The 22,025-nt window shown below is 71.6% G+C and carries 13 protein-coding genes; 8 read left to right on the top strand and 5 right to left on the bottom strand.

Annotation, left to right across the window (positions count from 1 at the left end; all coding sequences use genetic code 11):
- The first annotated feature begins 159 nt into the window (after nt 1–159).
- From ACA089_RS12495 to ACA089_RS12475, 5 genes are all read left to right on the top strand, one after another.
- Nucleotides 160–2,919, top strand: a complete 2,760-nt coding sequence (locus ACA089_RS12495) for a TonB-dependent receptor (RefSeq protein ID WP_372017243.1) — start codon at nt 160–162, stop codon at nt 2,917–2,919.
- 256 nt (nt 2,920–3,175) lie between these two features.
- Nucleotides 3,176–6,343, top strand: a complete 3,168-nt coding sequence (locus ACA089_RS12490; RefSeq protein ID WP_372017241.1) for a TonB-dependent receptor — start codon at nt 3,176–3,178, stop codon at nt 6,341–6,343.
- 64 nt (nt 6,344–6,407) lie between these two features.
- Nucleotides 6,408–7,391, top strand: coding sequence for a pectinesterase family protein (locus ACA089_RS12485; protein WP_372017240.1), 984 nt, complete (start codon nt 6,408–6,410; stop codon nt 7,389–7,391).
- Nucleotides 7,379–8,434, top strand: a complete 1,056-nt coding sequence (pelA, locus tag ACA089_RS12480) for a pectate lyase (protein ID WP_372017238.1) — start codon at nt 7,379–7,381, stop codon at nt 8,432–8,434. Before ACA089_RS12485 ends, pelA begins: the two co-directional genes overlap by 13 nt.
- Before the next feature lie 42 nt (nt 8,435–8,476).
- A complete protein-coding gene (locus tag ACA089_RS12475; protein WP_372017236.1) occupies nt 8,477–12,304 on the top strand; it encodes a LamG-like jellyroll fold domain-containing protein in 3,828 nt (1,275 codons plus the stop codon).
- Between the two features lie 104 nt (nt 12,305–12,408).
- Here ACA089_RS12475 and ACA089_RS12470 read toward each other — a convergent pair whose 3' ends face one another.
- On the bottom strand, nt 12,409–12,690 hold the full coding sequence (locus ACA089_RS12470) for a hypothetical protein (protein WP_372017234.1): 282 nt from the start codon (nt 12,688–12,690) through the stop codon (nt 12,409–12,411).
- 70 nt (nt 12,691–12,760) lie between these two features.
- Complete coding sequence (locus ACA089_RS12465) at nt 12,761–13,663, bottom strand: rhamnogalacturonan acetylesterase (RefSeq protein WP_372017232.1); 903 nt, start codon at nt 13,661–13,663, stop codon at nt 12,761–12,763.
- 235 nt (nt 13,664–13,898) lie between these two features.
- On the opposite strand from ACA089_RS12465, the gene ACA089_RS12460 reads away from it, so the two are divergent.
- The 3 genes from ACA089_RS12460 (at nt 13,899) to ACA089_RS12450 (ending at nt 18,531) form a co-directional block, all read left to right on the top strand.
- Nucleotides 13,899–15,494, top strand: coding sequence for a family 43 glycosylhydrolase (locus tag ACA089_RS12460; RefSeq protein ID WP_372017230.1), 1,596 nt, complete (start codon nt 13,899–13,901; stop codon nt 15,492–15,494).
- A gap of 81 nt (nt 15,495–15,575) precedes the next feature.
- Nucleotides 15,576–17,312: a glycoside hydrolase family 43 protein gene (locus ACA089_RS12455; RefSeq protein ID WP_372017228.1), complete on the top strand. Its 1,737-nt coding sequence runs from the start codon at nt 15,576–15,578 to the stop codon at nt 17,310–17,312.
- A gap of 7 nt (nt 17,313–17,319) precedes the next feature.
- Complete coding sequence (locus ACA089_RS12450; protein ID WP_372017226.1) at nt 17,320–18,531, top strand: sialidase family protein; 1,212 nt, start codon at nt 17,320–17,322, stop codon at nt 18,529–18,531.
- A 7-nt stretch (nt 18,532–18,538) separates the two neighbouring features.
- Here ACA089_RS12450 and ACA089_RS12445 read toward each other — a convergent pair whose 3' ends face one another.
- From ACA089_RS12445 to ACA089_RS12435, 3 genes are read right to left on the bottom strand one after another with little or no spacing between them, the layout of a single operon-like run.
- Nucleotides 18,539–19,231, bottom strand: a complete 693-nt coding sequence (locus tag ACA089_RS12445) for an alpha/beta fold hydrolase (RefSeq protein ID WP_372017224.1) — start codon at nt 19,229–19,231, stop codon at nt 18,539–18,541.
- Between the two features lie 8 nt (nt 19,232–19,239).
- Nucleotides 19,240–20,886, bottom strand: a complete 1,647-nt coding sequence (locus ACA089_RS12440) for a carboxylesterase/lipase family protein (RefSeq protein ID WP_372017222.1) — start codon at nt 20,884–20,886, stop codon at nt 19,240–19,242.
- Nucleotides 20,870–21,889, bottom strand: a complete 1,020-nt coding sequence (locus tag ACA089_RS12435) for an alpha/beta hydrolase (RefSeq protein ID WP_372017220.1) — start codon at nt 21,887–21,889, stop codon at nt 20,870–20,872. Before ACA089_RS12435 ends, ACA089_RS12440 begins: the two co-directional genes overlap by 17 nt.
- Nucleotides 21,890–22,025: the final 136 nt, after the last annotated feature.

Genomic DNA, 22,025 nt, shown 5'->3' with positions numbered 1-22,025 from the left:
GCGCGGCCTGGCGGCCGGGCTGCTGCGCTGCAAGATGCGGCCCCCCGGGACCGCTGCTAGGTTCCGGCTGACTATCGGTGTCACCGCCCTCTGGCCCAGCCGGCGGCGGGCCGTCCCGGCACGGCACCCGCGTCGAGCATTCCTGGGAGGGAACGATCCATGCAGCACGCCACGACCCGTTACAAGACACCGGTTTCCCTGCTCGCCATGGCCATCGGCCTGGCCCTGGTGGCGCCCGCCACCGCACAGGAAACCCCGCCCCCGGCGGCCCAAGACGCCACCGACCTCGATACCGTGGTCGTGACCGGCTACCGCGCCAGCCTGGAACGCGCGATCGACATCAAGCGCGGCGAGGCCGGGGTGGTGGACGCGATCGTCGCCGAGGACGTGGCCGACTTCCCGGACCTGAACCTGGCCGAATCGCTGCAGCGCATCCCGGGCGTGGTTATCACGCGTGACGGCGGCGAGGGCCGCAACATCTCCGTCCGCGGCCTCGGCCCGGACTTCACCCGCGTGCGCATCAACGAGATGGAGGCGCTGACCACGGTCGGCAGCACCGACCAGAACGGCGGCACCAACCGCAGCCGCGGCTTCGACTTCAACGTCTTCGCCTCGGACCTGTTCTCGCAGATGATCGTGCGCAAGACCGCCTCGGCCGACATCGAGGAGGGCTCGCTCGGCGCGACGGTCGACCTCAACACCTCCAAGCCCTTCGACTTCGACGGCTTCACCGCCGCCGCCAGCGCGCAGGCCGGCTACAGCGAGATGGCGGGCGCGGCCAGCCCCCGCGTGGCCGCGCTGGTCGCCAACACCTGGGCCGACGGCCGCTTCGGCGCGCTGCTCTCGGTGGCCTATTCGGAACGCGACTGGATCGAGGAGGGCACCGGCAGCGGCCGCTGGGCCAACGGCCCCAGCAACGGCGGCTTCCATCCGTCCTCGCCGTTCACCCAGGCCCAGTCGGCGAGCGTGTTCCACCCGCGCTTCCCGCGCTACACGCTGATGGAGCACCACCAGGAGCGGACCGGCATCACCGGCTCGCTGCAGTTCAAGCCGACCGATCGCACCGAGTTCTCGCTGGACGCGCTGTATTCCAACATCGACGCCACCCGCAAGGAACGCTACATCGAGGCGATCTCGTTCAGCCGTGCCGCCTCGCAGGGCGGCAAGCCGCAGACCATCGTCAAGGACGGCTACGTCGACCCGGCCACCGGCGCGCTGCTGTACGGCGAGTTCGACGACGTCGACGTCCGCGCGGAGAACCGCTACGACGAGTGGGACACGGAGTTCAAGCAGCTCAGCCTGAGCGGCCGGCACGAGTTCAGCGACGTCTTCTCGATCAGCGGCAAGCTGGGGACGTCCTCGTCCAAGCACAGCAACCCGATCCAGACGACGATCATGATGGACAAGCTGAACGTCGACAATTACAGCTACGACTACCGCGGCGACAGGTGGGCGCCGGTGCTCGACTACGGCATCTCGCCGACCGATCCGAACGGCTGGACCCTGTCCACCATCCGCATGCGCGCCAACGAGGTCCAGAACGACTTCGACGTGGGCCAGCTCGACTTCGACTGGAGCATCAGCCCGGGCTTCCGCCTCAAGGGCGGCGTGCTGGCCAAGGACTACGGCTTCGATTCCAGCGAGACCCGCCGCACCGCGAACGAGGCCACCGTGCCCAACTTCGCCAACGGCACCCGGATCGTGCCGGTGGACATGACCCAGCTGGTGGGCCTGTCCGGCATCAACGGCTCGCCCGGCACCTGGGTGGTGCCCGACTTCGATGCCATCGCCAACGAGTTCGGCATCTTCAGCGGCGAGGGCACCTGGGCGTTCAGCCCGTTCGCGGCCAGCACCCGCAGCGTGGAGGAGGAAGACCGCGGCGCCTACCTGATGGGCGAGTTCTCGACCGACCTGGGCACCATCCCGTTCTCGGGCAACTTCGGCGTGCGCTACGTCAAGACCAAGCAGAGCTCGACCGGCATCGCCACGATCGCCGGCGTGCTCACGCCGATCACCGCCGACCGCGAATACAGCGACACCCTGCCGTCGATGAACCTGGTGGCCGAGGTCGCGCCGGACCTGCTGGTCCGCTTCGGCGCGGCCAAGGTGATGAGCCGCCCGGGCCTGGGCAGCCTGACCCCGGGCGTCACGGTGAGCGTCAGCGGCGGTTCGCGCAACATCACCGGCGGCAACCCCAACCTCGATCCGATCCGCGCGACCAACTACGACCTCACCGGCGAGTGGTATTTCCAGGAAGCGGGGCTGCTGAGCCTGGGCCTGTTCTACAAGGACATCGAGAGCTTCGTGCAGACCACCCGCGAGGTGCGGCCGTTCAACACCAGCGGCCTGCCCGACAGCATCGCCATCGACGCCGGGGTCAGCCCGACCGACGACTTCGTGTTCTCCACGCCGGTCAACACCCCCGGTGGCCCGCTCAAGGGCCTGGAAGCGAACTACATCCAGCCGTTCACCTTCCTGCCGGGGCTGTGGAGCAACCTCGGCGTGCAGCTGAACTACACCTTCGTCGATTCGCAGATCCAGTACCTGACCGCGACCGGCGCCAACTCGCTGAACACCGATCTCACCGGCCTGTCGCGCCATGCATGGAACGCCACCCTGTTCTACGAGGGCGACGCCTTCGCCTGGCGCGTGTCGGCCACCAACCGCGACGACTACCTGATCCAGGTGCCCGGCACCGAGCAGGGCTTCACCAGCGACGTGCACGGCCAGAGCGGCACGACCTTCGTCGACGCGTCGGTGCGCTACAAGATCGGCGAGAACCTCGAGCTGAGCCTGGAAGGGATCAACCTGACCAACGAACCGTCGACCGAATCGTGGGTCGGCGCCAGCTCGCGGCTGCCGCTGGACTACAGCGAGACCGGCCGCCAGTACCTGATGGGGATCCGCTACAAGTTCTGATACGGCGCCGCACGCGCCCGGGCCGGGACGGCGATGCCGTCCCGGCTTTTTTTTTTGCCTCCCGCCGCACGCGGCCGCGGAACGCTTCAGCCACGACGCACCTTCGTGGTGCGCTGCAAGATGCCATGGCCCCGGGGCGCTGTTACGGTTCCGTTTGACCATCGGTGTCATCGACACCGGCCATGTCCGTCGGCCACGTCCGGCCCCGGCACATCCGTCCGGCAGGACCACGCATACCCTGGGAGGGGATCGAGTGATGCAACAGCGCACGTTCGGCAGAAAGACACCGGTTACCGTACTCGCCACCGCGATCGCGTTCGCCCTGGCCGCCCCGGTCGCGGCGCAGGAGACCGCCGCCGCCGACGCCCCGGCGGGCCAGGACGCGACCACGCTGGACAAGGTCACGGTCACCGGCTACCGGCAGAGCGTGCAGAAGGCGCTGGACGAGAAGCGCTACTCCACCGAGCAGGTCGATGCGATCTTCGCCGAGGACATCGGCAAGTTCCCGGACCTGAACCTGGCCGAGTCGATGCAGCGCATCGCCGGCGTGTCGATCGACCGCGAGGGCGGCGAGGGCCAGCGCATCTCCATCCGCGGCCTGGGCTCGGATTTCACCCGGGTGCGCCTGAACGGGCTGGAGGCGCTGTCCACCGCCGGCACCGGCACCGGCGGCGTCAACCGCAGCCGCGGCTTCGACTTCAACACCTTCGCCTCCGAGCTTTTCAGCGAGGTCAAGGTCAACAAGACCCAGTCGGCGCAGATGGACGAAGGCTCGCTGGGCTCGACCGTGGACCTGCGCGGCTCGCGCCCGTTCGACTACGACGGCTTCAAGGCCGCGGCCAGCGCCCAGGTCGGCTACGGCGAGCTGACCGAGGAGTTCGACCCGCGCGTCTCCGCCCTGGTCAGCAACAGCTGGGGCGACGGCACCTTCGGCGCCCTGCTGTCGGCCTCGTACAGCAAGCGCACCGTGTTCGAGGAAGGCTACAACCCGGTCCGCTGGGAGCACGGCAACCACCGCAACTCCAACCAGAGCACCGCGGCCAACAACGGCACCTACGGCTTCTGCTCGCCGGTCGGCTACAACCCGCAGACCCCGCGCAACCCGCTCGCCAACGAGACCGGCAGCGCGGCCAACATCGCCCGCAACAACGGCTGGGGCACCTACGGGATCAGCTCGACCGCGTGCGGCACCGGCCTGCCGCGGCCGGCCGCCACCCCCGAGAACATCGCCGCCTACGAGACCGCGACCAACGCGTGGATCCCGCGCTACCCGCGCTACATCCGCACCGCCAGCGAGATCGAGCGCATCGGCGTGACCGGCGCGCTGCAGTGGCGCCCGAGCGACGACACCCTGCTCAGCTTCGACGCGATGTACTCGGAACTGGGCAAGGACCAGCGCGAGGATTCGCTGGGCGCCAACCTGCACCGCGCCGCCAACCTCGGCGGCAAGACCCAGATCGTGGTGCGCGAGGCCGAGGTCGACGCCATGAACCGCCTGACCTACGGCGTGTTCGACAACGTGGACTTCCGCACCGAGGCCACCGAGATCGAGGAAACGACCAAGTTCCAGCAGTACAGCCTGACCCTGGAGCACGCGTTCAACGACGACGTGCGCCTGGACGCGGTGCTCGGCCATTCGAGCTCGGACTACGAGCGCCCGGTGTTCTCGCTGGTCAGCTTCGACAACTCCAACCTCGACGGCTTCGTGCTCGACATGCGCGGCAACCCGGACATGCCGCGCATGACCTTCCCGTTCGCCCTGAACGACCCGTCGGCCTGGTCCTGGCTGGGCTACGGCAACGCGCCGGTCAACGCCAACGGCACCGCGCGCGGCGGCAACATCAGCGAGGTCCGCCTCAACCCGCAGTACGTCGAGAACAGCTTCAACACCGCCAAGGTCGACCTGCAGTTCAACCTCAACCCGACCTTCACCCTGCGCGCCGGCCTGGCCTACAAGGACTACGACATGTCCTCGGAGGAATACCGGCACATCAGCTACGGCCGCCTGGCCCAGGCGCTGCCCGCCGGCGTGGGCGTCGGCGACCTCAGCACCACCCTGGACGGCTTCGGCCGCAACCTGTCCGGCGCGCCGGGCAGCTGGCTGGCGCCGGACTTCGGCAAGGTGGCCGAGCTGCTGGACATCTACTGCAACTGCAACAACGGCCTGCTCGGCGGCGACTACCGCCTGGCCAGCGTCGGCCACTTCGGCGCCTCGAACAACAACTTCGAGGTCAACGAGACCAGCCTGGGCACGTACCTGCAGCTGGACTTCAACACCGAGCTGCTCGAGCGCGCGTTCCGCGGCAACCTCGGCGTGCGCGTGGTCGAGACCCAGATCAGCGCATCGGGCTGGGCGCCCTGCAACGCCACCAACCCGGCGCAGAACTCGCCGGACTGCCAGGCGTTCTTCGGCGTCGCCAACGCGACCTCCGCGCCCGGCGACCGCTTCCTGGTGGGCACCACCGTGGACCACAGCTACACCGACGTACTGCCGGCGCTGAACATGGCCTGGGACGTCACCGAGGACGTGGTCCTGCGCTTCGGCGCGGCCGAGACCATGGCCCGCCCGGCGCTGCTGTACCTCTCGCCCGGCGTGAGCGGCGGCCCGACCCAGTACTTCGACGACGGCCGCACCTACTCGATCAACATGGGCAACCCGCAGCTCGAGCCGTTCCGCTCGACCAACTACGACCTGAGCGCGGAGTGGTACTTCCAGGAAGGCGGCCTGGTCTCCGCGGCGGTGTTCTACAAGGACATCGACAGCTACATCCAGCGCACCCGCCTGATCACCACCTGGGAGGACATGGGCTACTCGCTGGACCTGCTGCCGGAGGGCTTCACTCCGGAGACCGAGTTCAACGTCCAGAGCTACTACAACACCCCGGGCGGCCCGCTGAAGGGCTACGAACTGACCTACCAGCAGATGTTCAAGTTCCTGCCCGGCTTCTGGGGCAACTTCGGCGTGCAGATGAACTACACGCACGTGGATTCGGAAATCCAGTACCTGTTCAGCACCGCCGGCAGCAACAACACGACCGTGGTCACCACCGTCACCGAGAACCAGCTGCTCAACCTGTCGCCCAACTCGTACAACGCGACCCTCTACTACGACGACGGCAAGTTCAGCGCGCGCATCTCGACCAGCTACCGCGACGGCTACATCAGCGAGATCCTGAGCCAGGAGAACGTGTGGGACCTGGACGGCAACCAGCTGGTGACCGCGGACGTGACCGGCAAGGATTCGGTGCAGAACGTGGACTTCAACATGTCCTACCGCTTCACCGACCACCTGACCGCGACGTTCGAGGCGATCAACCTCACCGACACCGCCGACAGCCGCTACGTGGACTCCGCGCTCGGCCTGGCCGACCGCTACACCGTGAACGGCCGCCAGTACTACGTCGGCGTGCGCTACACGTTCTGACCGCATGACCCGCCCGCAACCGGCCTCCCCCGGCGGGCGGGACTTCCGCCCGTCCGTCCCACCGGTGCGCACGCGCCGGTGGCGACCGGCGGGCGGCTTCTTTCCGGCGCTGCTCGCATGCCTGGCCGCGGGGGGGCTGCATGCCTCGCCGCGCGAACGGGTGGTGGCGCTGGACGGCAGCGGGCAGTACCGCAGCGTGCAGGCCGCGATCGACGGCGTGGTCGCCGGCGGCGAAGCCACCACCCTCCGGCTGGGCGCCGGCACCTGGCGGGAAGTGGTGGACGTGCCCGCGGGTGCGCCGCCGATCGCACTGGTGGGCGCCGGCAGCGGCCGCACCCGGCTGGTGTTCGACAACCACGCCTCGCGCATCGACCCGCGCACCGGCAAGCCGTTCGGCACCTTCGCCTCGGCCACGGTGACGGTGCGGGCGGACGACTTCAGCGCCGCGCACCTGACCATCGCCAACGACGCAGGCCCGGTCGGCCAGGCGGTGGCCCTGGCCGTGGTCGGGACCCGCGCCGCGTTCCGCGACGTCCGCTTCCTCGGCCACCAGGACACGCTCTACCTGCAAGGGCACGACAGCCTCTCGTGGTTCGGCGGCTGCGAGGTCCATGGCACGGTCGACTTCATCTTCGGCGCCGGCACCGCGCTGTTCGAGGACTGCCGGATCCACTCGGTCGGCAACGGCTACGTGACCGCCGCGGCCACGCCCCGGGACCATCCCCACGGGCTGGTCTTCCGCGACTGCACCCTCACCGCCGCCGAGGGCGTCGACGCCGTCTACCTGGGGCGCCCATGGCGGGACCACGCGCGGGTCGCGTTCCTCGACAGCGAGCTCGGCGCGCACATACTTGCCGCCGGCTGGCACGACTGGGGCAGGCCGGAACGCCAGGCGAGCGCCTTCTTCGCCGAGGCCGGCAACCGCGGTGCGGGCGCCGCGACCGCCGGGCGCGTGCCCTGGTCGCACGCGCTCCCGCCGGCGCAGGCATCCACCTACTCCCGGGAAGCGATCCTGGGCCACTGGAGACCGTTCGAATGGGCACCGTGACCGTCCCGCGCCTGCTGCTGGCGCTGCTGCTCGCCGCCTCCGCTTCCGCCGGCGCGACGCCTGCCGCGCCGCCGCCGACCGACCCGGTGGCCGAGAACATGCTGCTGCTGCAGACCGCCTCGGGCGGCTGGTCCAAGCACTACCACGGGAAGAAGGTCGACTACGGGCGACGCTACGACGAAGCCGAACGCGCCGCGCTGCGCGGGCCGGGCCGCCGCGACGACGCGACCATCGACAACAAGGCCACCACCGGCGAGATCGCGTACCTGGCCCAGGCCCATGCGCGCACCGGCAATCCCGCGTACCTGGCCGCGGCAGGCCGCGGCGTCGAGTACCTGCTCCGCGCCCAGTACCCGAATGGCGGCTGGCCGCAGTTCTACCCGGACCACTCGTCCTACCGGCACCAGATCACGCTCAACGACGATGCGATGGTGCGGGTGGTGACCCTGCTGCAGGACATCGCGGCCGGCCGCGACGGCCTGGCCGCGCTGGCGCCGGCCTACGGCGAACGCGCGGCCGCGGCGGCCCGGCGCGGCATCGACCTGCTGCTCGCCCTGCAGGTGCAGCTCGACGGCACGCCGACGATCTGGGCCGCCCAGTACGACGAGCACACGCTGCAGCCGGCCAAGGCCCGCGCCTACGAACTGCCGTCGCTGGCCGTGGCCGAATCGGTCGGCGTGATGCGCCTGCTGATGCGCCAGCCGCACCCGGATGCGCGCACGATCGCCGCGATCGAATCGGCGGCGCGCTGGATGGACGGCCACCGCCTGCGCGACGTGGCGGTCGAGCGGATCGAGGCCGCGGGCGAGGAGAGCGGCAAGGACGTGCGCCTGGTCGCCGCGCCCGGGGCGTCGCTGTGGGCGCGCTTCTACGACCTCGAGCGCCAGCAGCCGCTGTTCGTGGACCGCGACAGCCGCCCGGTCGCGTTCGCCGAGCTGCCCAACGAGCGCCGCGTCGGCTATGCCTGGCATGGCACCTGGCCCGAGCCGGTGCTGGCCACGGAACTCCCGCGCTGGCGACAGGTCCATGCGCCGGCGCCGTGACTCCGTTACGCCTTATCGTTGATGACGTGGAAGACCGATCCGATGACTGAACCCATGCGTCCCGCCCTGCTCGCCGCCCTCGCCACCGCCGTCCTGCTGGCGCTGCCCGCGCCCGCGCGCACCGCCGATGCCGGGCCGCAGCTGCTGTTCCGGGTCTCGGCCGACGAAGGCTTCGTCGCCGACCATGCCGGGGGCGAGGCGGTGCCGAACTTCCAGGACCGGGTGAAGATCGTGCCCACCGGCGTGCAGGGCGGCGCGATCGAATGGGCCGATGACGGCGTGCTGGCCTGGAACGCGCCGGGCAACATCTATGCCGAGCGCGGCACGCTGTCCTTCTTCTGGCGCCCGCGCTACGCGGTGGGCGAAGCGCCGTTCGTGATCTTCCGGGTCGGCTACGCCGACCACAGCAGCTGGGACATGGCCTGGCTGCGCATCGACTGGAACGGCCACGGCTTCGATGCGTTCGTCACCGACGCCAACCTCGCCCGCACGCGGGTGTCGTTCAGGCTGGACCAGGCGCCCGGCGCCGGCGACTGGACCCACCTGGCCTTCGCCTGGGACGAGACCCGGGGCGTGCGCCTGTACGTGGACGGCCGGGAGGTGGCACGGGAGGAGACCACCGCCGACTACGACGCCGCGCTCGACCAGCTCGGCCTGGCCGGGCGGGTGATGGCGCCGTACCAGGTGCAGAGCCGCTACAACTTCCTGCGCGGCAGCGACTTCGACGAGATCCGGGTGTACGACCGCATGCTCGATGGCCCCGGGGTGGCGACGCTGGCGCGGCGCGCGGACCTGGCCGCGGCGCGGCCGGCGAGCGCGGTGGCGGTCGGCGACGACGCCCGGCGCGCCGCGTGGAACCACCGCCATGGATGGGAATCCCACGGAGCACCGCCGGAACTGGTGGCGGCGACCACTTCGATCCGCCACGTCGGCTTCGACGACGTGAAGGACAAGAAGCAGTGGATGTGGAAGGGCAGCGACGGCATTCCGGAAACCACCTGGCCCGGCGTGTACAACCGCTCGCGCCTGCCCGGCCGCGACGACTACTTCCAGCTGCCGGACTGGAACACCTACGTGGAAGGCGGCCAGGCGCTGGACCTGGCGATGCCGGACGAGCCGTTCAACCGCTTCGAGATCCGCGGCGCCGCCTACGGCCAGGCCAGCCACGGCCCGTCCGGCGCGGAACAGGCGCCGCTGTTCACGCGCGAGCAGGGCATCGTCCGCAGCGTCGCCCAGTTCCCGGCGCGCCGCGGCGGCCACGTGCGCTTCACCAACACCACGCCGGAGACCCCGATCCAGGAGATCTGGGCCTACAACGTGACCGACGCGGCCGAGCCCGCCGGCACGGTCAAGCAGGCCTACACCATCGACAGCAAGGTGTTGCCCGACTACGGCAACGTGCAGGCGCTGCGGCAGTACATCGACGGCCGCTTCCTGCCCGCCGGACGCAGCACGGTGATGGCGCTGCCCAAGGGTGCCGGTTCGCGCAAGCGCGGCGCGGACACCCTGCCCGCCTCCCCCGACCCGGTCGTGCACGTGCTGGTGCCGTCCGGCGTGGCCGACGCGCCCGCCGCGCAGCCGCTGATCCGCAGCTGGGCCTACAGCTGGGAAAACATGCACGACGGGCTCGACGGCGTGGCCATCGACCTTCCCGCGCTGGACCTGCCGGCGGCGAAGGACGGGCTGATCCCGCTCAACATCCGGGTCAAGGACCCGATCTGGCCCGCGCGCGACATGATCGACGTCTCGGTCGCGGTGGCGCCCAAGCAGAAGCGCACGCTGTGGCTGGACCTGCGCGACCGCATCCTGACCGCCGACAGCCTGTGGATCAGCGTCGCCTCCGCCGCGCCCGGCTTCAACGCCGCCTCGCTCGACGGCGCCGAGGTCAGGCTGGTGTTCAAGGACCGCGCCGAGGCGAAGAAGCAGCACCTCGCCGACCGCTTCAACCAGGTCCGCGACAACTGGGGCTTCCTGGTCGAGGAACACACCACCTCCAAGCGCCAGCGCCTGTACGCGCGCGTGTACGCCGACCTGAGCGACCTGCTGCGGGTCGATCCGGACCACGAGCAGGGCCGCCGCTACTGGAACTACATCAGCTACAACAGCCAGGGCCGGCCGCCGTTCGCGCAGCCGCAGGCGCCGAAGGACGTGCCGCTGTGGGCGTTCCGCCAGCTCGAGGACCTGAAGTACGTGCGCCGCTTCATCGACTGGTGGATCGACAACCGCCAGGTCGGGTACGGCGATTTCGGCGGCGGCCTGTCCGACGATTCGGACCTCGTGCAGCAGTGGCCTGGCGCGGCACTGATGGGCATCAAGCCCGACAAGCTCAACGCCTCGCTGACCGCAGTCTCCGATGCGATCTACCGCAACGGCATGTTCACCGGCGGGCTGAGCACGATCGAGACCGACGAGCTGCACGCCTACGAGGAAGGCATCAACGCCAACAGCGCGATGCTCTACCTCAACTGGGGCGATCCGCTCACCGTCGAGCGGCTGATGGAAACGGTCAGGGACTACGACCGCAAGATCATCCTGCCCAACCCGCAGGGCCACCTGCTGTGGTCGAGCAACTGGTTCGGCGGCAACAAGGTCTACCGCGACCCGAACTGGCAGTGGCAGAAGCCGTATTCGTTCCCGGCGCTGCATCCGGCGTTCCTGGTCGGCGGCTGGAACGCCGATCCGACCGGCCGCAAGCTGGTCACCGGCCTCGCCGACAGCTACCTCGCCCACGCCTACACCGCCGACGACGGCGCCTGGGTGCTGCCGAACGAGATCCACTGGGCCACCGGCAAGACCCGCGGCGGCGAACTGGTGAAGGGCTCGGGCGGCGGCGACACCATGCACCTGTTCTGGACCGCGTGGCGCTGGACCGGCGACGACAAGTACCTCAAGGCGCTGGACTACCGCGTCGGGCGCAGCGGCCCGGGCAGCCTGTCCAACCTGGGCGAGAACTACATCGGCGTGCTCGGCCGCGAGCACGACTGGGGCAAGGCCCTGGTCGCCGCCGCGGACAAGGGCGACACCGGCTTCGCCGCGCTGGCCGCGTGGCAGCAGACCGGCGACAAGAAGTACCTCGAGGCGATGCATGCCGAGTCGATCGAGCTCAAGGCGCTGCGCGAGTACATGGTCACCGAGGGCCACTGGTGGTCGGACCGCGTGGAGTCTGCCAGCGAGCTGCTGCAGCGCGAGCGCCTGGGCGGCGTGGCGCTGGAGCGCAACCAGTCCTGGCCGGGCCATACCGTCAGCTGGCGCTTCGCCCGCGACGGCGGCGCCGAGCAGGTGGCGATCCTGATGCCCGACGCGCGCCGCGACCGCTTCAAGGTGGTCGGCTTCAACGTCGACCGCAAGGCGCACCCGGCGACCATGACCGGGTGGAACGTCGAGCCCGGCACCTGGCGCATGACCTGGGGCGTGGACCGCGACGGCGACGACCGCATCGACGGCAAGTCGTCCAGCCGCGAGTTCACCTTGGAGAAGAGCGCGTCGGTCGACGTGCTGTTCCCGCCGATGCAGGCGGTGGTGATGGAGTTCGAGCGGCTGCATGCGGGCACGCCGGTGGAGACGCGGCCGGACCTGGGCATCGGCCGGGGCGACGTGCGCGTGGCCGGCGACGCGGTCGAGGTGACCGTGCACAGCCTGGGCCATGTGGCGACCGGCGTCGGTTATGCGGTGCTGGAGGACGGAGGCGGACGCGAGCTGGCGCGCGTGGCGCTGCCCGCCCTGGCCGCGCCGACCGACCTGCTGCCGAAGACCGCGAACGTGTCGCTGCCGCTGGGCGGCCGCGATGCGGACGGCCTGCACGTGCGCGTGGCGCTAGAAGGCGAAGCCGAGGAAGTCACCCGCCTGAACAACCGCCGCCCGGTGCGCTGACACCGGAATTGCCGATCGCCGGGGTCGAGGCCGGGTCCGCCCGGCCTCTTTCCTCGCGTCGGGGAACGGCGCGGGCCGGGCCGGCGTGCGCCGCGGCGAGCGGGCTAGGTCACCAGCGCCTGCCGCACGGCGATCGTGGCCAGCGCCGCCAGCAGCCACGCCGCCACCCGCTTGAGCAGGGCGGCGTCCAGCCCGGCCCGGCACGCGGGGTCGCGGGGCGGGCCGAAGCCCACCACCAGTGCATGCGCCGGGAGCGCGACCACCAGCAGGAACGCGAGTATCCAGTCGAGGGTGTCGTCGCCCAGCCGCGGCCACAGCGCCGGCATGACCACCGCCGCGAACACGCCCGCCAGCGCGGCGGTGATGGGGGTCGGCGTGGGCTTCATGCGCGGGGTCCGTTCCGGTCCTGGCGCGGTCCAGCGACCGCCCGCGGCGTACGGCGGTGGGAAGCGCGCCTCACGGAATCAGGTTGCGGCGCAGCGCGGGCACCTGCCGCGCGAGTTCGTCGGCGACGATCGCGGCGAAGAAACCGGCGCCTTCGCCCCCGAGGTGCGTGTAGTCGAACGCGGCCTTGGGCGTGCCCATCGGCTCGGCCGCGGCGTTGTCCTGCCCGGTGGGCGGGGTGGTCCGTGCCGCCGCGGCCGTGGCGGGGGCGGCCGGCGGTGCGCCGATGGTGGTCCCGGCCTGCGCGGCCACCACCTGTTCCGGCAGCGCGCGTGCCTGGGCGAAGCGCATCGCCTGCACCGGGCCCATGCCCTGCACCGCGGCCACGCTGCGCGCGTGCAGGTCCACCAGCGGCACCTGCAGGTCGGCCGCGACGCGGCGGGTGGCCTCGGCCCACGGCGCGAGGTCGTCGACCAGCCCGCCGTCCTTGAACTGGCGCCGGGTCAGCGGCGTCAGCAGCACCGGCACCGCGCCGGCGGCACGCACTTCGCGCACGTAGCGGCGCAGGTTGTCCGGGAATTCGGTCGCCAGGTCGGTCGAGCGACCGGGCTTGCCCGGCTGGTCGTTGTGGCCGAACTGGATCAGCACGTACACCCCGCCGGCGTATGCGCCGGGGCGCATCTCGGCCAGGGCGATGTCCCACGAGCCCTCGGCCCGGTAGTTGTAGGTGCTGCGCCCGCCGCGGGCGAGGTTCACGCAGGCCACGAACGAGGCGACGTGGTCGCCGCAGAACGACGGGCCCCAGCCGCCCTGCACCGCGGTGGTCGAATCGCCGACCAGCACGATCTTGCTGGCCCGCACCGGGGTGACCGGCGGACGCTCGGTGACCGACGGGTCGGGCGCGGCGAAGGCGGGCGTGGCCAACGCGAGCAGCAGGCAGGACAGGGGGCGGAACAGGCGGGAGACGGCAGGCATGGGTCGTAACGGGTCCGGAAGGTGCGCGGCGGCAGGATGGCCAGCGGTGTCATGCGTACACCGCCGGGATCGCACCGGGAAGCCCGACTTTAGTCGGTGCCCCGCGCCGGAGCGTGTTGCGGCGCAGGATGCCGGCGGGCGGCGGGGTCTGCTACGGTCGCCTGACCATCGGTGTCATCGGCGCCCGTTCGCCTATCGCGGCATCGTCATCCCCCGCTGACCACAAGGACCGGCCATGGCCCTTTCCCCCTTTCGCGCCCTGGCGCTGCTCGCCCTTCCCCTGCTGCCGCTGGCCGCCTCCGCGGCGGACGCGCCCAGCCCGTGGAAGCGCGGCATCGAGCACCAGCGCCAGGCCGACCTCGGCGACGGTACCTTCCTCAACCCGGTGTTCGCCGGCGACCGGCCCGACCCGTCCGTGCTCAAGGACGGCGACGACTATTACCTGACCTCGTCCTCGTTCGACGCCTATCCGGGCCTGCCGATCTGGCATTCGCGCGACCTGGTCAACTGGAAGCCGCTCGGCCACGCGATCACGAAGAACGTCGGTTCGATCTGGGCCCCCGACATCGTCAAGCACGAGGGCCGCTACTACATCTACTTCCCGGCCCGCACCGGCGGCACCGAGGGCAGCACCCGCAGCAACTACGTGGTGTGGGCCGACGACATCCGCGGCCCGTGGAGCGAGCCGGTGAACATCGGCCTGGGCAAGTACATCGATCCCGGCCACGCGGTCGGCGAGGACGGCAAGCGCTACCTGTTCCTGTCCGGCGGCGACTACGTGCAGCTGTCCGACGACGGCCTGCGCGTGGTCGGCGAACCGAAGCACGTCTACGACGGCTGGAAGTACCCGGAGACCTGGGACGTGGAGGGCTACGCCCAGGAAGGCCCGAAGATCCACAAGCGCGGCGACTGGTACTACATGACCACCGCGGTCGGCGGCACCGCCGGCCCGCCGACCGGGCACATGGTGATCACCGCGCGCTCGAAGTCGATCCACGGGCCGTGGGAGAACTCGCCGCACAACCCGATCACCCGCACCGTCGACCGCAGTGAGCCGTGGTGGTCGCGCGGCCACGCCACCGTGATCGAAGGCACCGACGGCCGCTGGTGGATGATCTACCACGGCTACGAGAACGGCTACTGGACGCTGGGCCGCCAGGCCCTGCTCGATCCGGTCGAATGGACCGACGATGGCTGGTTCGTGGCCAAGGGTGGCGACCTCGGCCAGCCCATGAAGAAGCCCAGCGGCGCCTCGGTGGGCCAGCACGGCATGGCGCTGTCGGACCGCTTCGATGGCCCGCGCCTGGGCCAGCAGTGGTCGTTCTTCAACCCGGCCCAGGACGAGTACGCGCGCCTGTCCTTCGGCAACGGCGCGATGAGCGTGCAGGGCAAGGGCAGCACCCCGCGCGACAGCTCGCCGCTGACCGTGATCGCCGGCGACAAGGCCTACCAGTTCGAAGTGGAGATGGAGATCGAGCCGGGCGCCGTCGGCGGCGCGCTGCTGTTCTACAGCGACCGCCTGTACGTGGGCGTGGGCAGCAATGGCGAGAAGTTCGTGATGCACCGCTACGGCCAGGAGCGGCCGACCACCGGCCTGCCCCCGGGCAAGGGCGGCAGGCTGTGGCTGCGCGTCACCAACAACCAGCACATCGTCACCATCCACACCAGCACCGATGGCAAGGCCTGGGAGAAGTACCCGGTGCAGATGGAAGTCTCCGGCTACCACCACAACGTGGCCGGCCAGTTCCTGGCGCTGAAGCCGGCGATCTATGCCGCCGGCAGCGGCAAGGTCCACTTCCGCGACTTCAAGTACCGCGCGCTCGACTACTGAGCGCATCGCGGGGACCCCGGTCCCCGCGCGACCGCGGGCCGTGCGTGGGCGTCGCCGCGCCGGCGACCACCGGAGCCGACCATGCTGCGCACGTCCCTGTTCTGCCTGCTGCTGTCCACGCTGGCGCCCGTCGCCCAGGCGGGCGGCGACCACGACGGCCTGCTGCCGATGCCGGCGGGCGTGTGGTCGCCCGACCAGGGCGACGGCAGCTACCGCAACCCGATCCTGGCCGGCGACTGGTCCGATCCGGACGTGGTCCGGGTCGGCGGCGACTACTACCTCACCGCCTCCAGCTTCACCAGCGTCCCCGGCCTGCCGGTGCTGCATTCCCGGGACCTGGTGAACTGGACGCTGCTCGGCCACGCGCTGCCGCGCCTGCCGCAGGACGGGCACCATCGCGTGCCCCGCCGCGGCGGCGGGGTGTGGGCGCCGTCGATCCGCCACCACGGCGGCCTGTTCCGCATCTACTACCCGGACCCGGACTTCGGCATCTTCGTCGTCACCGCGGCCGACCCGGCCGGTCCCTGGTCGGCCCCGGTGCTGGTCGAGAACGCGAAGGGCGTGATCGACCCGGCGCCGTTCTGGGACGACGATGGCCAGGGCTGGCTGGCGTACTCGTACGCGAAGTCGCGCTCGGGCAGGATCAACGTCGTCGCACTCAAGCGGCTCGATGCCGACGGCACGAAGACGGTGGGCGGGGAGCACGTCGTCATCGACGGCGACGCGCTGGCGCCGGTGCGGACGTCGGACGGCGACAAGCAGTGGGTGGTGATCGAAGGCCCCAAGGTGCACAAGCGCGATGGCTGGTACTACATCTTCGCGCCGGCCGGCGGGGTCAAGGGCGGCTGGCAGGGCGTGTTCCGGTCGCGGTCGATCCTCGGCCCGTACGAGGCGCGCAACGTGATGGACCAGGGCGACACGCCGGTGAACGGGCCGCACCAGGGCGCGTGGATCGACACCCCCGGCGGCGAGGACTGGTTCGTCCATTTCCAGGACACCGACGCCTACGGCCGCCGCGTGCACCTGCAGCCGATGCGCTGGAACGACGACGGCTGGCAGCTGGTCGGCCAGCCGCAACCCGGCCGGCACTACGGCCAGCCGGTGCTGCGGCATCGCAAGCCGGCGCTGCCGCCGCAGCCGCGCGCGGTGCCGGTGGTGGACGACCATTTCGACGCCGGCGTCCACGCGGGCTGGCAGTGGAACGCCAATCCCTCGGAGGACTGGCATGACGCCGGCGCGAGCGGGGTGCTGCGGCTGAAGTCGGCCTCCTCGCCCGCCAACCTGTGGGAGGCCGGCCATGTGCTCGCGCAGAAGCTGCCCGGCCTGTCCTTCACCGCCACCACGCAGCTGCGCTTCGCGCCGGCGGCCGTGGGCGAGCGCGCGGGACTGGTGATGTTCGGCGCGTCGTATGGCTGGATCGGGCTGGAGAAGACCGAAGCCGGCGTGCGCCTGGTCCAGGTGCGACGGCCGCAGGCGGACCGCCACGGCGACGAACAGGTGCAGGTGGTGCTCGAGGCGGCCGGCGACCGTCCGCTCTGGCTGCAGGTCCGGGTCGAGCCGCGGGTGGTGCCGGTCGATCCGCCGGCGGACCCGACCCGCTACTGGCCGTCGATGACCCGCGCGGTGCAGGCGGTGGTGCGGTTCGGCTACAGCCTCGACGGGCGCGATTTCGTGCCGGCCGGCGAGGAACTGCTGGTCACCCAGGGTCGCTGGGTGGGGGCACAGCTGGGCCTGTTCGCGCAGGCACCCGCCGGCACGCCGGCCTTCACCGCCACCCGCGTGGGCCATGCCGACTTCGACGATTTCCAGGTGCGCTGAGCGCGGCATGTGGACGGCGCGGATCGCCGTCGCCTGGCTGGCTGCGCTCGCGATGGCGCCGGCCACGGCCGGCGCGGATGCGGCGTCAGGCGGCATCGCCGGCGGCCAGGCGCCCTACACCGTCGCTCCCGGCCTGTTCGATGCCGCTGCGCCCGACCTCGGCCTTCGCAGCGCTCCCGGCACGGCGCACTTCACCGTGTTCGCACCGCTCCCCACGCAGGACCGCTTCAACAACGGCGCGGTGCTGGTGGCTTTCAAGGGCCGGCTGTACGCGCAGTGGCAGAGTTCGCGCGAGGACGAGGACTCGCCCGACACGAAGGTCCTCTACAGCTACAGCGACGACGGCATGCGCTGGAGCGTGCCGCGCGTGCTGGCGGCGGCGGGCAGCGGCGGTGCCATGCATTCCAACGGCGGCTGGTGGACCGACGGCCGCACGCTGGTGGCCTACCTCAACGTCTGGCCCACCGGCTTCCAGTCCGGCGACGGTGGCGTTACCGCCTACATGCGCAGCGAGGACGGCGTGGCCTGGTCCCCGCCGCGGCCGGTGCTCGATGCCGATGGCCAGCCGGTCCAGGGCATCATCGAACAGGATCCGCACGCGCTGGCCGGCGGGCGCATTGTCACCGCCTTCCACATGCGCCCCGGCATGATCGTCGCGCCCTTCTTCACCGACGACCCGCTCGGCATCGCCGGCTGGCGGCGCGGGTCGATGAGCAACCTGCCGCACGAGGGCCGGGTCAGCCGCGAGCTGGAACCGAGCGTGTTCCTGCGCACGGGCACGCACGGCACGCAGTGCGCGGTCATGGTGTTCCGCGACCAGGCCAGCAGTTTCCGCCAGCTCGCCAGCGAGAGCTGCGACCGCGGCGAGCACTGGTCGACGCCGGCGCTGACCGCGATGCCGGACGCGCGCGCCAAGCAGAGCGCCGGCAACCTGCCCGACGGCACCGCCTTCCTGGTCAATGCCGCCAGTGCCGACCGCACCCGGATCCCGCTGGCGCTCACGCTGTCGGCGGACGGGCGCCACTTCGACCGCAGCCTGCTGCTGCGCGGCCGCGACGCGCTGCCCCCGCTGCGCCACCCCGGCCGCTACAAGCGCGCGGGCTACCACTATCCGAAGAGCGTGGTCTGGAACGACCACCTGTACGTGGCCTACGCGGTCAACAAGGAAGACATCGCGGTGACCCGGGTGCCGCTGGCCGCGCTGCGCGCGCCGCGCTGACGCACGGTCAGGCAAGGAGCCAGTCGCGCAGCAGCGCCGCGGTCCGCTCCGGCGCTTCCATCGGCGGCAGGTGGCCGCAGTCCGGAATGCGGTGCAGCGTGGCGCCACGGATGCCGGCGGCGATCACTTCCGACTCGGACGGCGGCGTCATGACGTCGTCGGCACCGACGACCACCAGGGCCGGGATGTCGATCGACGGCAGCAGCGGGCGCGAGTCCGGCCGGCCCAGGATCGCCGCCTGCTGGCGCCGGTAGGCCTGCGCGCCGACCCGGGCCGCCATGGCCTGCACCTCGCGGCCGACCGGGCCCCCGACGTGGCGCGCATGGATCAGGCGCGGCAGCAACTGCCGCGTCACCCCGGCGAAGCGGCCCTGCCCGCTCGCGGCGATGCCCATGCGCCGCTGGCGCGCGCGTTCGGCCGAATCCGGCGCGGCACTGGTGTCGAACAGGGCCAGCCGCTGCACGCGACCGGGCTGCTGGCGCAGGATCTCGAACGCGACATAGCCGCCCATCGACAGGCCGGCCAGGGCGAAGCGCGGCGGCGCGGCGGCCAGCACGCGCGCGGCCATCGCCGCGATGCTGTCGTCGGCGGTGAGGTCGGGAATCCATGGCTCGGCCACGGTCGCCAATGCGGCCGCCGGCCCGCGCCACATCCGCTCGTCGCAGAGCAGGCCGGGCAGCAGGAGCAGGGGGACGCGCACGCCGGCGGCTACTGGGTTCCGCGCTGCACGAACGGCGCCTGTTGCCAGAAACGGCGCTCGGCGCCACGCGGGTCGTCGGCCAGCGTCGCGGGCAGGTCGAACAGCAGCGTCTGCCGCCGCGCCATCGAGTACGGCTCCCAGCGGGCGATGCCGGCATGGTTGGGATCCCCGTGGCGCGCGAAGGCGAGCAACGCGCCGCTCATCGCATCGGCCATCGCCTGCGCGTCGTCGCCGTCGCCGGTGCGCGAGCCGGGCTGGCGCACGTTGTCGAACACCAGCGGGATGTCCAGGGTGTGGAAGGCGCGCAGCCTGCCGCCGTCCAGCGGCGAGCCCCAGTCCAGCTGGTAGGCCCAGGTGGGCGCGACCGCCCCGGCCTGGCGCGCGCGCGCCTCGAGCTCTTCGACCGCGCCGCGCCAGGAGCGTCCGGCGGTGGTGGCGGCGAAGAACACGTCCGATGGCGTGGCCTGCGGATAGAGGCGGCGATACTCCGCCACCACCAGGTCGGCGCGGATGTCCACGAACTGCGCACGCTCCAGCCGCGCGGGCAGCTCGTCCCAGCCCAGGCTGAAGTTCTTCGGGTCGTTGCCGAGGAAGGCGCGGGTCTCGTCGCGGGTGTTGCCGACCACCATCGGGATCGCCGCCGACTGCGCCGGTGCATCCGGCCAGAACGGGTGCCGCGGCAGCACGTCGCCGTCCATCACCGGGCCGAAGTACAGGCGCGTGTCCTCGACCCGCGAGAAGTCGCGCGCGTTCGTGCCCTCGAGCACCGCCGCCAGCGGCAGCGCGCGCAGCCGCGCAAGTGCGTCGGCCGCTGCGGGGTCGATGCCGACCGTCTCCAGGAAGCGCTGCGCGCGCTGGGTCGCCGCGCGTGGGCCGGCCGCGGTCACCTGCTGCCCGCTCATCGTCCAGGCGCGGTGGAACAGCCCGCGCGCCGCCGGCATCGCCATCAGCGTGGCGATCTTGGCGCCGCCGCCGGACTGGCCGAACACGGTGATGTTGCCGGGATCGCCGCCGAACTCGGCGGCGTGGTCGCGCACCCATCGCAGCGCCTGCACCAGGTCGAGCTGGCCGGCGTTGCCGGACGCCGCATAGTCCCCGCCCCCGAGCAGGCCCAGGTAGAGATAGCCGAAGGCGTTGAGGCGGTGGTTTACCGTGACCACGACCACGTCGCCCCGGCGGCACAGGTTGCCGCCGTCGTAGAGCGGATCGCTGCCGGAGCCGGTGTCGTAGCCGCCGCCGTGGAAGTACACCAGCACCGGGCGTTTCGCGCCGTCGCGCAGGCCCGGGGTCCACACGTTGAGGAACAGGCAGTCCTCGCTGCCCTCGGCACCGTCCTTGCCACGCTGCGGCGCCGGCGCGCCGTAGGCGAGCGCGTCGGCGACGCCGCGCCAGGACTGCGGCGCGCGCGGCGGCTGGAACCGCGCGGGAGCGGTATCGGCGCCATAGCGGATGCCGCGGAACGCATGCACGCCGTGCTCGAGGCTGCCACGCACCCGGCCGCTGCGCGTGGCCGCGACCGCCGTGGTGCCGGCGGCCGCCTGCGCCCATGGCGCGGCGAACGCGAGGACCGGGGTCACGGCGGCGGCCTGGAGCAGGCGCCGGCGCTGGCGGTCGCAGCGGGAGGGCGCGGGGGATGGGTCAGGGGTATCCGGCATGGCGGGTCCGATCGGAAGCGGGTACGGCGGGTGAAGGTGCGTGCGCATCGATCCAGGCCAGCGCCAGGCGCGGCCAGAGCGCCAGTGTGCCGCGCGCCTCGCGCACGCCGAAGCCGTGCCCGCCGTGCGCGTAGAGGTGGGTCTCGTGTTCGATCCCGGCGCGGCGAAGCGCCGCCTCGAACAGCAGGCTGTTCTCCACCGTGACCACGGTGTCGTCCTGCGCGTGCAGCAGGAATACCGGCGGCGTTCGCGCGTCGACGCGTTCCTGCAGCGAGTATGCGCGCGCCGATCCGGCATCCGGCGCGTCGCCCAGCAGCCGCTGGCGCGATCCGGGATGCGCATGCGCGCCCATGTCGATCACCGGATAGACCAGGACCGCATAGGCCGGGCGGGCGTCCACGGCGTCGGCCGCGTCACGCGGCGGATAGACGCGTTCGCCGTGGCGCGTGGCGAGGCTGGCGGCGACATGCCCGCCGGCGGAGAACCCCATCACCCCGACGCTGGCCGGGTCCACGCCCCATTCCGGCGCGCGGGCACGGATCAGGCGCATCGCGCGCTGGGCGTCGGCGAGCGGCACATCGCGCGCGCCGCGGTGGCCTTCGCCGGGCAGGCGGTACTGGAGCACGAACAGGGTCACGCCTCCGCCGTCGGCGAACGCCGGCGCCAGCGCGCTGCCTTCCTTGTCCAGGACCACGCGCTGGTAGCCACCGCCCGGCACCACCAGCAACGCGCGCCCGTCGGGGCGGGCCGGGCGGTAGACGGTGAGCGAGGGCGCGATGACGCCCTCGACGTAGCGGTCGGGACGGGCCGGGTCGCTGCTCCGTTCGACGGTGCGCTGGGTCAGGGCCAGGCCTTCGGACCCGGGCGGCGTGCCGTCCCACAGCGGCACGGTCGTCGGGGACGCGGCGGCGGCACCCGCCAGCGCCAGGACCAGCAGCCCGGCCGCGAGCCGGGCCAGCCGCGCCAGGCGGGCGTTCGCGGGCGGCAAATCGGACACCTGCATGGACTCCTCCGGATGTTGCGTTGCAGCGTGCAGGCGCCCTTTGCGGCAGTGCACATTGCGGCATGACACCGGTTTACCATATACAGCTACCGCGCCCGCTGTCGATCCGCGGCGCAACACACCACGCGCATATTCC

It is taken from the genome of Pseudoxanthomonas fibrivorans, from assembly GCF_041464125.1.
In the GTDB taxonomy this organism is placed as follows: domain Bacteria; phylum Pseudomonadota; class Gammaproteobacteria; order Xanthomonadales; family Xanthomonadaceae; genus Pseudoxanthomonas.
This window is presented reverse-complemented; position numbering and strand designations above follow the sequence as displayed.

Bases quoted from the DNA above. Each gene is read 5' to 3' on its own strand.
- ACA089_RS12495 (WP_372017243.1), top strand. From the start codon at position 160: ATGCAGCACGCCACGACCCGTTACAAGACACCGGTTTCCCTGCTCGCC.
- ACA089_RS12460 (WP_372017230.1), top strand. From the start codon at position 13,899: ATGGCCCTTTCCCCCTTTCGCGCCCTGGCGCTGCTCGCCCTTCCCCTG.
- ACA089_RS12490 (WP_372017241.1), top strand. From the start codon at position 3,176: ATGCAACAGCGCACGTTCGGCAGAAAGACACCGGTTACCGTACTCGCC.
- pelA (WP_372017238.1), top strand. From the start codon at position 7,379: ATGGGCACCGTGACCGTCCCGCGCCTGCTGCTGGCGCTGCTGCTCGCC.
- ACA089_RS12450 (WP_372017226.1), top strand. From the start codon at position 17,320: ATGTGGACGGCGCGGATCGCCGTCGCCTGGCTGGCTGCGCTCGCGATG.
- ACA089_RS12435 (WP_372017220.1), bottom strand. From the start codon at position 21,889: ATGCAGGTGTCCGATTTGCCGCCCGCGAACGCCCGCCTGGCGCGGCTG.
- ACA089_RS12475 (WP_372017236.1), top strand. From the start codon at position 8,477: ATGACTGAACCCATGCGTCCCGCCCTGCTCGCCGCCCTCGCCACCGCC.
- ACA089_RS12465 (WP_372017232.1), bottom strand. From the start codon at position 13,663: ATGCCTGCCGTCTCCCGCCTGTTCCGCCCCCTGTCCTGCCTGCTGCTC.
- ACA089_RS12455 (WP_372017228.1), top strand. From the start codon at position 15,576: ATGCTGCGCACGTCCCTGTTCTGCCTGCTGCTGTCCACGCTGGCGCCC.
- ACA089_RS12470 (WP_372017234.1), bottom strand. From the start codon at position 12,690: ATGAAGCCCACGCCGACCCCCATCACCGCCGCGCTGGCGGGCGTGTTC.
- ACA089_RS12440 (WP_372017222.1), bottom strand. From the start codon at position 20,886: ATGCCGGATACCCCTGACCCATCCCCCGCGCCCTCCCGCTGCGACCGC.